Annotated in this window: 14 protein-coding genes; 6 read left to right on the top strand and 8 right to left on the bottom strand. The window is 63.3% G+C overall.

The window, feature by feature from the left end; all coding sequences use genetic code 11:
* Positions 1–17: 17 nt before the first annotated feature.
* Positions 18–1,199: an MFS transporter gene (locus NKI25_RS22220; protein WP_352567925.1), complete on the top strand. Its 1,182-nt coding sequence runs from the start codon at positions 18–20 to the stop codon at positions 1,197–1,199.
* Positions 1,200–1,201: 2 nt separating this feature from the next.
* On the opposite strand, the gene NKI25_RS22215 is transcribed toward NKI25_RS22220, so the two are convergent.
* Positions 1,202–1,759 (bottom strand): GNAT family N-acetyltransferase, encoded by a 558-nt coding sequence (locus NKI25_RS22215; RefSeq protein WP_352567926.1) that lies wholly within the window; start codon positions 1,757–1,759, stop codon positions 1,202–1,204.
* Between the two features lie 56 nt (positions 1,760–1,815).
* Complete coding sequence (locus NKI25_RS22210; protein WP_352999375.1) at positions 1,816–2,265, bottom strand: GatB/YqeY domain-containing protein; 450 nt, start codon at positions 2,263–2,265, stop codon at positions 1,816–1,818.
* A gap of 318 nt (positions 2,266–2,583) precedes the next feature.
* On the opposite strand from NKI25_RS22210, the gene carA reads away from it, so the two are divergent.
* Positions 2,584–3,801, top strand: a complete 1,218-nt coding sequence (gene carA, locus NKI25_RS22205; RefSeq protein ID WP_352567928.1) for a glutamine-hydrolyzing carbamoyl-phosphate synthase small subunit — start codon at positions 2,584–2,586, stop codon at positions 3,799–3,801.
* Positions 3,802–3,855: 54 nt separating this feature from the next.
* Here the strand turns inward: carA and NKI25_RS22200 are convergent, their stop codons facing one another.
* From NKI25_RS22200 to mntR, 3 genes are all read right to left on the bottom strand, one after another.
* Entirely contained in the window at positions 3,856–5,124 is a 1,269-nt protein-coding gene (locus NKI25_RS22200; protein WP_352567929.1) for a TCR/Tet family MFS transporter, read from the bottom strand.
* A gap of 150 nt (positions 5,125–5,274) precedes the next feature.
* Positions 5,275–6,192 carry a KPN_02809 family neutral zinc metallopeptidase gene (gene ypfJ / locus NKI25_RS22195; protein WP_352567930.1) on the bottom strand — a complete coding sequence of 306 codons (918 nt, stop codon included), beginning with the start codon at positions 6,190–6,192 and terminating at the stop codon, positions 5,275–5,277.
* 225 nt (positions 6,193–6,417) lie between these two features.
* A complete protein-coding gene (gene mntR, locus NKI25_RS22190; protein WP_023678308.1) occupies positions 6,418–6,873 on the bottom strand; it encodes a manganese-binding transcriptional regulator MntR in 456 nt (151 codons plus the stop codon).
* Between the two features lie 236 nt (positions 6,874–7,109).
* Here mntR and NKI25_RS22185 point away from each other — a divergent pair, with 236 nt between their 5' ends.
* Positions 7,110–8,477: an Nramp family divalent metal transporter gene (locus NKI25_RS22185; protein WP_352999372.1), complete on the top strand. Its 1,368-nt coding sequence runs from the start codon at positions 7,110–7,112 to the stop codon at positions 8,475–8,477.
* A gap of 151 nt (positions 8,478–8,628) precedes the next feature.
* Positions 8,629–9,282, top strand: a complete 654-nt coding sequence (locus tag NKI25_RS22180; RefSeq protein ID WP_023678310.1) for a dihydrofolate reductase family protein — start codon at positions 8,629–8,631, stop codon at positions 9,280–9,282.
* 53 nt (positions 9,283–9,335) lie between these two features.
* Here NKI25_RS22180 and NKI25_RS22175 read toward each other — a convergent pair whose 3' ends face one another.
* Positions 9,336–10,205, bottom strand: coding sequence for a LysR family transcriptional regulator (locus NKI25_RS22175; RefSeq protein WP_352648577.1), 870 nt, complete (start codon positions 10,203–10,205; stop codon positions 9,336–9,338).
* 92 nt (positions 10,206–10,297) lie between these two features.
* Here NKI25_RS22175 and NKI25_RS22170 point away from each other — a divergent pair, with 92 nt between their 5' ends.
* Positions 10,298–10,897 (top strand): LysE family translocator, encoded by a 600-nt coding sequence (locus tag NKI25_RS22170; RefSeq protein ID WP_352648575.1) that lies wholly within the window; start codon positions 10,298–10,300, stop codon positions 10,895–10,897.
* Positions 10,898–10,908: 11 nt separating this feature from the next.
* Here the strand turns inward: NKI25_RS22170 and NKI25_RS22165 are convergent, their stop codons facing one another.
* On the bottom strand, positions 10,909–11,700 hold the full coding sequence (locus tag NKI25_RS22165; RefSeq protein ID WP_023678313.1) for an SDR family NAD(P)-dependent oxidoreductase: 792 nt from the start codon (positions 11,698–11,700) through the stop codon (positions 10,909–10,911).
* 197 nt (positions 11,701–11,897) lie between these two features.
* Here NKI25_RS22165 and NKI25_RS22160 point away from each other — a divergent pair, with 197 nt between their 5' ends.
* Complete coding sequence (locus tag NKI25_RS22160; RefSeq protein WP_023678314.1) at positions 11,898–12,356, top strand: MarR family winged helix-turn-helix transcriptional regulator; 459 nt, start codon at positions 11,898–11,900, stop codon at positions 12,354–12,356.
* A gap of 37 nt (positions 12,357–12,393) precedes the next feature.
* Here the strand turns inward: NKI25_RS22160 and NKI25_RS22155 are convergent, their stop codons facing one another.
* Positions 12,394–13,572 (bottom strand): MFS transporter, encoded by a 1,179-nt coding sequence (locus NKI25_RS22155; protein WP_352586884.1) that lies wholly within the window; start codon positions 13,570–13,572, stop codon positions 12,394–12,396.
* Between the last annotated feature and the right edge of the window lie 113 nt (positions 13,573–13,685).

Below are 13,685 nucleotides of genomic sequence, written 5' to 3'. Positions count from 1 at the left end.
AGGATCGCCTTTCCGCCATGCTCCCCCTCATTGCCCTGTTCATTGCCGCCTTCGCCTTCGGCACCACCGAATTCGTCATCGCCGGCGTGCTGCCGCAGGTGGCGGAGGGCCTTGGCGTCGCGATCCCGACCGCCGGCTATCTCGTTTCCGGCTATGCCGGCGGCATTGCAGTCGGCGGCCCGCTGCTGGCGCTCGCCACCAAAAGGTTCTCCCGCAAGGCCCTGCTGCTTGGACTGACTGCAGCCTTCACCATCGGCCAGGCCGCCTGCGCGCTGGCGCCCGACTTCGCCTCGATGCTGCTGTTGCGGATAGCGGTGGCCGTGGCGCATGGCGCCTATTTCGGCGTTGCCATGGTGGTGGCCGTCGGCCTCGTGCGCGAAGACCAGCGCGGCATGGCGGTGGCGCTGATCCTGTCCGGCCTCACCGTATCGAACGTAATCGGCGTTCCGGCCGGCACGGCAATCGGCAACATCTGGGGATGGCGTGCGACATTCTGGGTGATGTGCGCGCTCGGTGTGGTGGCCTTCACGACAATCGGCGCCCTGCTGCCGCGCAAGACGGGATCGTCGAGCCCGTCGGCGAGCCTTGGAAGCGAGGTCCGCGTGCTCGCACGCCAGCAGGTCTGGACCTCGCTCATTATTATGCTGATGCTGATGATCGGCCAGTTCGGCCTGTTCACCTACATCACGCCGACGCTGCTTGAGGTCACAGGCCTCGACGAGAAATGGATACCTTGGGTGCTCTTGCTCAATGGGGTCGGCGCAACGATCGGCGTCTTCGTCGGCGGGCGGCTCGCCGACTGGAAGCTGATGCCGTCGCTCATCGCCATGCTTTTCCTACAGGCGGCAATGCTCGCCTTGATCTACGCTGTCAGCCCTTACCCGCTGCCGATGGTGATAGCGATCTTCGTCTGGGGCGGCCTCAACTTTGCCATCGGCACGCCGATCCAGACCCGCATCCTGACCTGGACCGCAGACGCCTCCAACCTTGCCTCGTCGCTCATCCCGTCGGGCTTCAATGTCGGCATCGCGCTCGCCGCATCGCTCGGCGCGGCGATGCTCAATGCCGGCTATGGCTATCGCAGCCTGCCGGTGGTTGGCGCGATCGCCATGCTGGTCGCGGTCGCGGTTGCGCTTGCCTCGCATGTCTGGGAATGGCGAAGCCGGGCTGCGCCGCCGCTGCCGGCTGCCGCCGAATAGGGCTACAGATCGATCCGGTAGCGCAGGCTTTCCGCGCCGCCATAGGCGGCGTCCTCGAAGAAACGCCCGACGAGCCGGCCGCCATTGGCCAGAACGACCTTCTGCGAGGGCACATTGTGAGGCTTGCAGGTGATTTCGACGAAGGGCAGGCCAACCGCCCTCGCCTCCACCAGCATCAGCCGCAGCGCCTCGGTCGCATAGCCGCGTCCCCGTTTCCACGGCACCACCGCATAGCCGATGTGGCCGAGCACATGCGACGGCAGCGCCGCGGTGCCGTGCTGCCAGCGCAGGCCGATTGAGCCTGCGACTTCCCCGTCCCAGATCCAGCGCCGGAATCCGGGCAGCCGCGGCACCGTCGAACCGTCGGGCAAGGTGATCGGCGGTCCCTTGCCATCGGAATCGTCGAGATCGCCAAGGAAAGTCGCTGGATCCTTTTCGATAGCCGCAAGCTGCTCGCGCGTCGCGTCGAGCAGCCGCACATTGTCCGGCGACCAGCCGCGCTCGAGGGCCGCCTTGTAGGACGGCAGGTGTTCAAGCGCCGGTTTGACGAGTTTGATCACGGGCGCGAGCTTTTGGCTGCCGGATTGCGGGCGCGACGGCAAGGGCCTTCGGCAGCTTACTGAAGCAGGCTCTTGACGATGCCGCTCGCCTCGGAAAAATCCATCTGACCGGCGTATTTCTCCTTGAGCGCCGCCATCACCTTGCCCATATCCTTGACGCCGCTGGCGCCGGTCTCGGCGATGGCGGAACGGACGGCGCTTTCCGTCTCGGCCTGACCCAGTTGTTTCGGCAGGAAGTCGCGGATGATGGCCATCTCGTCGCGCTCCTGCGCTGCAAGCTCCGGCCGCTTGCCGTCATCGAACGCCTTGGCCGATTCTTCGCGCTGCTTCACCATCTTGGCCAGGATCTGCAGGATTTCGTCGTCGCTGGCCGGCTCCTTGCCGGCGCCGCGATTGGCGATGTCGCGATCATGAATGGCCGCCTGGATCAGCCGCAATGTCGGCAGCCGGCGCTTGTCCTGCGCCTTCATCGCACTCTTCAGGGATTCGGCGATTTTGCCTCGCATGGTGCTTTCTCCTTCGAATGCCGCGGACAATAGTCGTGCCGATAGCTCAAGGCAAATTCGATAGCGTCCGGCAAACCGCTGATATTATTCGACGAAATAAATCCAGGCACGCACGGCGCGGCATCATTGACCGCCTTGGCGCCTTCCCCTATGTACTGGGCCTTGCATGAATTGAATTCTAGTGCACGTCGCCCAAAAATGCGTAGCGGTTTTGGCAACGACAGGCACAAATGAAAACTTAGCGCGCCGAGGCTGTGAGATCGCCGCTTCGCGCCTTTTGTTGCGCCGACTGAGGGCGCAACCTTTAGGAGTGCCGCCATGGCAACGAAGACAGCCGCGTCGACCCCCCCTTGGGCCAGCGAGAGGCCGACAGCCCTGCTGGTGCTGGCCGACGGCACTGTCATAGAGGGCCGCGGTCTGGGCGCCACCGGCTCCGCCGTCGCCGAGGTCTGCTTCAACACCGCGCTGACCGGCTACCAGGAGATACTCACCGACCCATCCTATGCCGGCCAGATCGTCACTTTCACCTTTCCGCATATCGGCAATATCGGCACCAATGACGAAGACATCGAGGACCTCAACCCGCTGGCCCGCGCCGGCGCCGTCGGCGCCGTGTTCAAGGCCGATGTCACCAACCCGTCGAATTACCGCGCCGGAACCGGTCTCGACCAGTGGCTGAAGAAGCGCGGCATCGTCGCACTTTCGGGCATCGACACGCGGGCGCTGACCGCGCTGATCCGCGAAAAGGGCATGCCCAATGCCGTCATCGCGCACGCGCCCGACGGTATCTTCGACGTCGATGACCTCAAGCGCCGCGCCGCCGCATGGTCAGGGCTTATCGGGCTTGATCTCGCCAAGGAGGTGACCTCCGGCCAGTCATCGGTCTGGCGCGAGACGCCCTGGGTCTGGAACGAGGGCTTTGGCGAACAGGCTGATCCGTCGATGCACGTCGTTGCCGTCGACTACGGCGTCAAGCGCAACATATTGCGCCTGCTGGCCGGCCTCGGCGCCAAGGTCACTGTGGTGCCGGCAAAAACCGGCGCCGAGGAGATCCTGGCGATGCGGCCCGACGGCATTTTTCTATCCAACGGCCCCGGCGATCCGGAAGCCACCGGCGACTACGCCGTTCCGGTCATCCAGGATCTGTTGAAGACCGAAATCCCGCTTTTCGGCATCTGCCTCGGCCACCAGATGCTGGCGCTGGCGCTGGGCGGCAAGACCGCAAAAATGCATCAGGGCCACCACGGCGCCAATCATCCTGTCAAGGACCACACCACCGGCAAGGTCGAGATCGTCTCGATGAACCATGGCTTTGCCGTCGACGCCGACTCATTGCCGAGCGGCGTCGAGGAAACGCATGTCTCGCTGTTCGACGGTTCGAATTGCGGCATTGCGCTCACCGGCAGGCCGGTCTTCTCGGTCCAGCATCATCCCGAAGCCTCGCCCGGCCCGCAGGATTCGCACTATCTGTTTCGCCGCTTCGTCAATCTCATCCGCGAAAAGCGCGGCGAGCCGGCACTGGCCGAGCGTGTTTAGCGCATGCGCAAAAACGGATTTGATTGACGGCGCCGGCCGGGCTCCCGGCGCCGATCAAGCCCCGTCCGTCACCGCTTCCTGCGCGTGCATGCGTTTGACTTCCTTCGGCGTCGGCTTGGCCACCCTGGTGACGAAGACGACGAGCGCCAGCGTGAGGAAAATCGCGCCGAGCAGATACGGGGCACCGCCGAAAGCTACGGGCGCGCTCGGCCCCGTGAACCAGGAAAAGATCGCCGTATAAAGCAGCGGTGTGATGATCGAGGTGATCGAGAAGATCGAGGTCATTGCGCCCTGGAGTTCGCCCTGGGCGGAAGGTGGCACCTTGGCGGCCGCAAGGCTTCTGAGCGGCGGGTCGGCCAACGCCTCGAGACATCCGACGACGATCACTGCATAGATCATCCAGCCTTGTGACGCGAAGGCGTAGCCGAAGGCGCTGAGTGCGGTAAATGCCAGACCGATTACCGCCGTCTTCCACTCGCCAAGCTTAGGGATCACGCGCGGCAGGACTGTCGCCATGACGATCGCCCCGCACAGGCCGAAGGCGCCGAGCGAGAAGCCGATCTGTTGTTCGCTCCAGCCATAGCGATAACTGGAGACGAACGACCAGACCGCAGGATACATCATGTGCCCCAGCGTCATCAGAAAGAAGACAAGTCCGATCCAGCCGATACCTTCGTAGTTGCGCATCTGGACGAGCGTGCCGACCGGGTTCGCGCGTTTCCACTCGAAGCGGCGACGGTGCTTGTTATCAAGTGTTTCCGGCAACAGAAACAGCGCGATCAGAAAGTTTGCGAAAGCAAGCCCGGCAGCGAAATAGAACGGCACACGCGGCCCGAACGTGCCGAGCAACCCGCCCAGAACCGGCCCTATGACGAAGCCGACGCCGAAAGCAATGCCGAGCAGCCCGAAATTCTTCGCACGATTTTCGTCGGTCGAGATATCGGCAATGAACGCCGATGTCGTGGAATAACTGGCGCCGGAAATGCCGGCCAGCACGCGGCCGATGAACAGCATCGGATAGGACCAGGCGATAGCGCAGATCAGATTGTCGATAGCGAACGTCAGCACCGAGGCGAGCAGAATTGGCCGCCGCCCGAACCGGTCGCTCAACCCGCCCATCACTGGTGCGAAAACGAACTGCATTGCCGCATAGACGAAGAACAGCCAGCCGCCCTCGATAGCCGCCTCGCTGATGCCGACGCCGGTCAATTCCCTGAGATAGGCCGGCAGCACCGGCATAATGATGCCGAAGCCGATGACGTCGAGCAGCAGGGTGGTGAAAACAAGCGCAAGGCCCCGCCTGGCGGTTTTGGGGTCTATCATGATGGTATCTCCTCGGGCCGCCCGAGCGAACGGGAACACACCTTATAGGCGAGCACATCGCTGGGAACAATGAGGGAACGGGCCGAGTGCTTTCATCCTGACATCCCCTGACTGCGATCCAGTCTCTCGGATTACGAGAAAACCGGCGGCTCAGATCGGGTTGTTGAACGTGTCGCAGTCCGAAAGCTTGCCGTTCTGGAAGCCTCGCGCCAGCCAGGTCTGCCGCTGCTGCGACGTGCCGTGGTTGAAGCTTTCCGGCACGACGTAGCCCTGCATCTTCTTCTGCAGCGTGTCGTCGCCGATCTGCTTGGCGGCGTTCAGTGCCTCCGCCATGTCGCCCTGCTCCAAAATGCCCTTCTGACCGGTGAAATGCGCCCAGATGCCGGCAAAGCAGTCGGCCTGCAACTCGACCTGCACCGACATGTGGTTGGCGTCGGCTTCGCTCATATTCTGCCGCATCTGGTTGAATTTGGGCAGGATGCCGACCAGGTTCTGCACGTGGTGGCCGACCTCATGCGCGATCACATAGGCCTGTGCGAAATCGCCCGAGGCACCGAACTGCTGATCGAGCTGCTGGAAGAAGGTGGTGTCGAGATAGACTTTGCGATCGTTGGGACAGTAGAATGGTCCGGCCGCTGACGAGGCAGAGCCGCAAGCAGAGCCGATCCGTCCGCTGAACAGGACCAGTTTTGGATCTTGATAGGTCAGGCCCTCGGACTGAAAAATACCGGTCCACGTGTCCTCGGTCTCGGCCAGCACAGTCGACACGAACTGCTTCATCTCGTCGGAGGCGGGCGCACCGGTGCCGCCGCCTTGCGCACCGCTATTGTCGGTGATCTGACCGCCGCCGGGCTGCAAGCCGCTGTTATCGAGGATCTGACTCGGGTCGAAGCCGAAATACCACCCTGCCAGGAAAATCAACCCTACGATGATAATGCCCGACATGCCGCCGCCGCCGGCGCGACCGCCGATCGGGATGCGAAACTGCCCCGGCCCGCCGCCAAGCCCGCCGCTCTGGCCGCGCTCGTCCTCGACATTGTCACTCTGACGACGGCCCTTCCAGAGCATGGCAACCCCCGTGATGCAATTTTCCGGCCGATCGGGCCGTGTCCCGGTTCGATCGGACACGACAACAATTATCTCAACGGTTACGCCAAGTCACAGTATTTTTCGTGCGAACAAGCAATGCTTGCTGACGCTTGCCTGCTCTGGCCGAGACATCGCAAGGTCTGTGCCGTTCACCCTGCTCATGGGAAGCGAGAGTCGCGCGAAGAGATACGCTGGCCGTGCTTTTCAGCGGGCGGCGATTATTGCCTTGCGAAAGGCTTCGAGCGTCTCGGCGCTGACATGATGCTCGATGCCCTCGGCGTCGATGCGCGCCGTCTCGGCGCTGACCCCGAGCGAGCGCAGGAAGGCCTCGACGGTCTGGTGGCGAATGCGGCTCTCTTCCGCAACCTTGCGGCCGGCATCGGTCAGGAACACGCCGCGATAAGGCTTCCGGGAGACCAGCCCGTCGGCGCACAGCCGCGTCAGCATTTTCGCCACCGTCGGCTGAGCGACGCCGAGCCGTGCCGCGATATCGACCTGGCGCGCCTCGTTGCCATCCTCGATCAGGTCGGCGATGAGCTCGACATAATCCTCGACCAGCGCGCTGCGGCGCGCTTCACGCGTCTGCCTGAAGCCTTCCGAGTGGATTTCTGCGTCAGGCAGCGGCTTTTCGCGAGGAACCGGTCTTTTCTTCAGCGCCAATACGCGCTCCTCCCGGCAGTTTGAATCGACATTGCGGTCATAACACGGAACCCTATTGGTTCTGGCCGTTTATTTCCATTCGGTGGCCGGCGCAACCGGCGTTCACTGCCGTTCCGGCCGCACGGCCAAGCGGCCACAAGAAAAAGCTCAGACAATGAAATATAGCATATTGCATAATGTTCAGCCGTGGCATAGATAAGGAGACAACATCGATCGTTCCAGCGGAAAGCCATTTCATGTCGGAAGCCGAAGCCACCTCAGCCCCCCGGTCCATGTGGCGATTTGCCCGCCCGGAGGACGACGAGCAGCCCAGCCTTCGCGAAGTCAACGCAACGATCGCGGTGCCGCACTCGGGGATCTGGCTTCGCCGGCTGTTCGCCTTCATGGGGCCGGGCTACATGGTTTCGGTCGGCTATATGGATCCGGGCAATTGGGCGACCGACCTCGCCGGCGGGGCCCAATTCGGCTACACGCTGCTTTTCATCATCATGTTGTCGAACCTGATGGCGATCCTGCTGCAGGCACTCGCCGCCCGGCTCGGCATCGCCACCGGCCGCGACCTTGCGCAGGCGTGCCGCGCCTATTATCCGCGACCGGTCAATTTCATGCTTTGGGTCGCTTGCGAATTGGCCATCATCGCCTGCGACCTGGCCGAGGTCATTGGCACGGCGATCGCCTTGCAACTGCTGTTCGGGATTCCGCTGATCGGCGGCGCTATTATCACCGCGCTCGATGCCTTCCTGCTGCTGTTGCTGATGAACAAGGGCTTCCGTTTCCTCGAGGCCTTCATCATAGCGCTTTTGATTATCATCTTCGGCTGCTTCGCCATCCAGATCTTTGCCGCCGCCCCGCCGGTCGGCTCCATCCTGCATTCGATGTTCGTGCCGTCGTCCGAGATCGTCACCAATCCGGCCATGCTCTACATCGCCATCGGCATCATCGGCGCCACGGTGATGCCGCACAATCTCTATCTGCATTCCTCGATCGTGCAGACCCGCGCCTATGAGCGCACCGATCGCGGTAAGCGCGACGCCATCAAATGGGCGACGACCGACTCGACCATCGCGCTGATACTGGCGTTGTTCGTCAATGCTTCCATCCTGATCGTGTCGGCGGTGGCGTTCCACGGCACCGGTCATCATGACGTTGCCGAGATCGGCCAGGCCTTCGAGCTTCTGTCGCCGCTGCTTGGCCTCGGCATCGCTTCCATCCTGTTTGCCGTAGCGCTGCTCGCCTCCGGCCTGAACTCGACGGTGACGGCGACGCTCGCCGGCCAGATCGTGATGGAAGGGTTCCTGCGGCTGCGCATCCCGCAATGGGCGCGCCGCCTGCTGACGCGCGGCATCGCCATCATTCCGGTGGTGGTGGTCACCGCGCTCTATGGCGAGAAGGGAACCGGCCAGTTGCTGGTCTTCAGCCAGGTAATCCTGTCGATGCAGCTCCCCTTCGCTGTCGTACCGCTGGTGCAGTTCGTCTCGGACAAGCGCAAGATGGGCAATTTCGCCATTTCCCGCGCTGTTGCCGTGCTGGCCTGGGTGGTTGCCGCGCTCATCCTGGTGCTCAACTTCAAGCTGCTCTACGATACGGTCGTTGGCTTGGGCTGAGCGTTCTCGGCTCCAAGCTGAGACGATAAGGTCGGCAGTCACCTGCCCCCGGTCCTAGAAATTTGCCGGCCGCTGTCGGACAAATGTCCGTTCGCCCGTCCTTGGCTCGAACTCCGGCCATGACGGCACGGACCAGGGAAAGGGAGCTCCAATGAGGAAGATCATCGCCGCAACATTCGTCAGCCTCGACGGCGTCATGCAGGCGCCTGGCGGCCCGCAAGAGGACCCTGTCGGCGGCTTCAAATTCGGCGGCTGGACGTTTCACTACTGGGACGATGTGATGGGCGCCGCGATGGGCGAGACGTTTTCAAAACCGTTCGCGCTGCTTCTCGGCCGCAAGACTTACGACATCTTCGCCGCCCACTGGCCTTATCAGAAGAATGATCCGATCGCCGACAGCTTCAACGCCGTCACCAAATATGTGGCGACGCACAGGCCGGATTCGCTGTCCTGGCAAAACAGCCAGCCGCTCGGCAGCGATGTCGTGGCGACATTGCGCCGGATGAAGCAGGAGGACGGCCCCGACCTGCTCATTCAGGGATCGAGCGAGCTGATCCAGACCTTGCTCGCCAATGACCTGATCGACGAGATCAGCTTGCTGATCTTCCCGCTGGTGCTGGGCAAGGGCAAAAAACTGTTCGGCAGCGGCACGATACCTGCCGCCTTCAAGCTGACCCGTTCGCAGGCATCGACCACCGGCGTCCTCATGGCGAGCTATGAACGCTCCGGCGAGATCAAGACCGGGTCATTTGCCACGGAGCAGCCGTCCGAAGCCGAGATCGAGCGACGCAAGAACTGGAAGTAAATGCCGCGGGGCGATCAAGGACGGCTGAACACTGGCCGTCTTTTTTGCTGTTTTTAAGCCGCCTCTCGTCGCCCTGCCAACCCATCGCGGAGGTGGCCCGCGAATGCCAGTGCAGCCGGCGCGACGTCGTGCTTCGGCAAATGCAGATTGATCGAAAAATTCGGCAATGACGGCAGCTCCGGATCGTTGGCCAAAATGTCAAGGTCGACAGGCACGGTCGACGCCAACCAGGTGGTGACGGCCAAGTCCGAACGCACCGTCGCCGTCGTCGCGTCGATGCTGCCGTTTTCGAATACGGTGCGCCATTCCAGCCCATGCTCGTTAAGCGCCTCCAGCACCACCGGGCGGAACGCACAGGTCTCGGCGACCATCGAAACCGGCAAGGGCCGCTTGCCGCGGGCGGCGCCGCCTTTGGCGCCGACCCAGACCAGCCGGTCGACAACAAGGCATTCGCCGGCCGACCGACCGATCGGCTCCTCGATCACCGCGAGCTCTATCGTGCCAGCCGCCAAGGCCGCAGCCAGCTCCGGCGACGAGGCGCAGACAAGCGAGATCTCGACCTGCGGATACGCCTCGGCATAGGCCTTGAGCACCGGCGCAAGCAAGGTGCCGACAAGGTCGTACGGCACGCCAAGCCGCACCTGACCGGCAACTGCATCGCCCGCCATCTCCGCCAGGATCTCGTCATTGAGGGAAAGCAGGCGCTTACCCTTGCCGAATAATCGCTCGCCGGAGCGGGTCAATCGCAATCCGCGCCGATCGCGATCGAACAGGCTGCAGCCGAGAACCTCTTCCAAGCGCTTGATCTGCTGGCTGACGGCGCCTTGCGTCAGATGCAACGCATTGGCTGCTGCCGTCATGCTGGCCTTATCGGCAACGGTGACGAAGGTTCGGATCAGGGCAGTATCGAGATTGCGGAGCATCTAACCATTATATTTGCTAATACAGATCATAGCAAACATTGCATTTGCTGATGAGCCAAACAGCCTACCGTGCAGGCTTCAAAGGAAGCAGCATGTTTGAAACCGTCCTTCCCCTCGCCCTGTTCGCGCTGGTCTCAACCTCAACGCCCGGCATGGCCACGACCTTATCGACGGCGTCCGGCGCGCAGTTCGGCTTTCGCCGCTCTATCCCGCTGATGGCCGGGAGTGCGGCCGGCCTGGCCACGGTGGCTGCGGCAGGCGCTGCCGGGCTCGCCGGTCTGCTGGCCGCCGCTCCTTCGCTGCAAGTGGCAATGAAAATGGCCGGTACCCTCTATCTGACGTGGCTTGCCCTCAAGATCGGCCGCAGCGGTCCGCCCAACCTGGACGTGGCCATGGCAAAGCCGAACAGCTTTTTGGGCGGCGCCGGCCTGCAATGGATGAACCCAAAGGGCTGGGCCATGGGGCTGGGAGCGGCGGCATCCTTTGCCGCGCTCGCCAACGGGCCGCTGCAGCTCGCCGTGCTGCTCGGCACGGTCTTCGGTCTTGCAGCGGCCCTATCGCTGGCGGCGTGGTGCGTGGCGGGCACGCTGCTCGCCCGGTTGCTGCGAACCGAGCGGCAGTGGCGCATGCTCAACGCCGTGCTTGGCCTGCTGCTGGCCGCCTCGATCATTCCTATGTGGCGGACAGCGTAAGATCAGTTATTTCAGGCAGCGTAGCGTGCCGCCGGCTTGCCGGCCAGCAGGCTGCCGAAGAAACCTTGCCGCGCACCAAGATAGGATTCCAACCCAGCCGGATCGGAGAGCCCGGGCGCGGTGACGGTTTCGCCCTTGGCCAGGCCGACAAGCGCTGCATCGACCAGATCGTCGGCAGTCATAACGATCTCTGCCGGCAGGTCGGCAATATCGCTTCCGGCAACTTCCCAGAACTCGGTCCGCGTAGCCCCCGGCAGCACGACCTGTATGGCGACCTTGCTGTCGGCGACTTCCCGCTGCAAGGCCTCGGTGAAGTTGACGACATAAGCCTTTGTGCCGCTGTAGATGCCGCCGAACGAGGTGTCGAAGGCCAGCACCGACGCGATGTTAACGATGGCACCGCGGTTGCGCGCCAGCAGCTCCGGCAGGACCGCGCGGGTCAAACGAGTCAAAGCCACGACATTGACCTTGATCATGCGCTCGGCCACATCAGCGTCGGCCGTTGCCACCATCTGCGCGCCGCCAAGGCCGGCATTGTTGACCAGCAGCGTCACGCTGTCGTCGGTTGATATCGCCTGCTCGACCCGTCGCAGATCGCCGTCGTCGGCCAGGTCGGCGCTGATGACGCCGACCTTGATGCCATACGCGTAGCGGAGCCTCTCCGCCAATTCCTCCAACCGATCGGCGCGCCGCGCCACCAGCACCAGATCATAACCTAGGCCGGCGAGCCGGTCGGCATAGACCGCGCCGATGCCGGACGAGGCGCCGGTGACGACCGCTGTACCTTTGTCCTGATTGCTCATTGTCTTGCTCCTTCTGGTTCGATTCCAAATGCCAGTGCCGCACGGCAACACACCCTGCTTCGACTGGCACACGAATTATTGGCATATGCCACTATTCGAACCTAGGCATATGCCACCATCTTGTCAATCCGGGGAGCAAGGACTATTTCTGGTTTGCATCGAGGGGTCCCTTCCGGTCCCTCATCGGAAATCCGCCAATGTCCCAAACCACCCTGCCCGGCCTGGCGCTTTGCAATAACGCCATGCTGCGCCGCGCGACGCGGAAACTCGGCCAGTTCTATGACGATGTGCTGGCCCCATCGGGTCTGAAGGCCACGCAGCAGGGCCTGCTTTATCAAATCCACGTCGGCAACGAACCGACGATGGGTGCCATTGCCGCGGCCCTCGTCATGGACCTGTCGGCCCTCGGTCATACGCTGAAGCCGCTGATCCGCGACGGTTATGTCGAGACCTTCGCCGACCCTGCCGACCGCCGCATCAGGCGCGTCAGGCTGACACCGCAGGGCCGGACCAAGCTCGAAGAAGCCCTGAAGCTGTGGCAAGTCGCTCAGCAGCGCTTCGAGGAGATGTTTGGCAAAGAGCAGGCGGCAAGCCTGCGAGCGGCGCTGGACGAAATCGCCGCGCTGAATTTTGACGCACCGCCGGCCGCGACTTGAACTATCGGCGGCCGGCAGCCAAGCTCCACTGACAGCCTTATTCGGCCGGCATCGCCACCGGTCGCGCCGCCAGGTGGCCCGCCAGCACGACGCCCAGACCGACGATCGGGAATGCCGCCGCGACCACACCGAGGTCGGCCGGTGCGCCATAGCGCAGCACCGCGGCGCCGACCACGGCGCCCAGTGCCACGCCGAGATAGAGCGCCGAAGCGTTCAGCGACAGCACGATTGGCGCGGCATCGGGCGCCAGCTTGATGATGCGGCTGGCCTGCGCCGGCGGGAATGCCCAGCCGACGATGCCCCACGGCACCATCATGGCCATCAATGCCGGCCCGGCGATCTCGCGCGGCAGGAACATCGGGATCAGCGAAAACGTGACCAGCATCGCGGCACTCAGCGCCAGTGACCAGCAGACGGTGCGCGTCGCGCCGAAACGGTCGGCGGCCTGACCGCCGCCGATATTGCCGATGACCGCGCCAACGCCGAAAGCGAGCAGCATTCCGGGAAGCGCGATCGGGTTCAGTCCGCCGCCTTCGATCGCGAGCGGCGCGACAAAGGCAAAGACGGTGAAGGCGCCGATCAGGGCCAGGATGGTCGTCACCAGGATAGGCATGACGCCGGGGCGAAGTGCCGCTGCCAGCCGCATCCGGAGCGGCAGCCTGGTGCCGACGATGCCGCGCGGCAGCCGGTACCACAGGATCGCGCCGGCGAGCGCACCAAGGCCGGCAATGGCAAAGAAGGTGCCGCGCCAGCCGGCAACCGTCGCAACGAGCGCGCCGAGCGGTGCTCCGACCGCGACCGCAACCGTAGTGCCGCCGACGACCACGGCAATGGCGCGGGCGCGGTGATGATCGTCGACAAGCGCAACGGCCGTTCCCTGTGCGGTCGCCGCGAACAAGCCTGACGACAGCGCCATGACGATGCGCGCGATCAACAGCAATTCGAAGGAGGAGCTTAGCGCCGCGGCGACGTTGCCCACCACGAAGAACACCAGCGTCCACAGGATGACGCGGCGCCGGTCCCATTCGCCGGTCAGCGTTGCCAGGATCGGCGTGCCGATCGCATAGGCGAGCGCAAACGCGGTGATCAGCGTGCCGGCGAGCGGAACGGAGATGGCGGCATCCTTTGCAATGTCGGGCAAAAGGCTGGAGATGACGAAACCTTCGGTCGAAATCGTGAACGATCCGAGCGCAAGCCAGATGAGGCGCTTATCCATGGCAATTTCCTTAGTTCAAAGGTTATTGAACAATTGGACATAACAGGGCATGATGTCAATAAACCCGCTGCAAAATAGCCGAACCATCCTGACAGCCCGGTGTCAGGACGGGG

Source organism: Mesorhizobium sp. M0808, from assembly GCF_040320025.1.
In the GTDB taxonomy this organism is placed as follows: domain Bacteria; phylum Pseudomonadota; class Alphaproteobacteria; order Rhizobiales; family Rhizobiaceae; genus Mesorhizobium.
The sequence above is the reverse complement of the archived record's forward strand: the minus strand, read 5'-3'. Positions and strand labels throughout refer to the sequence as shown.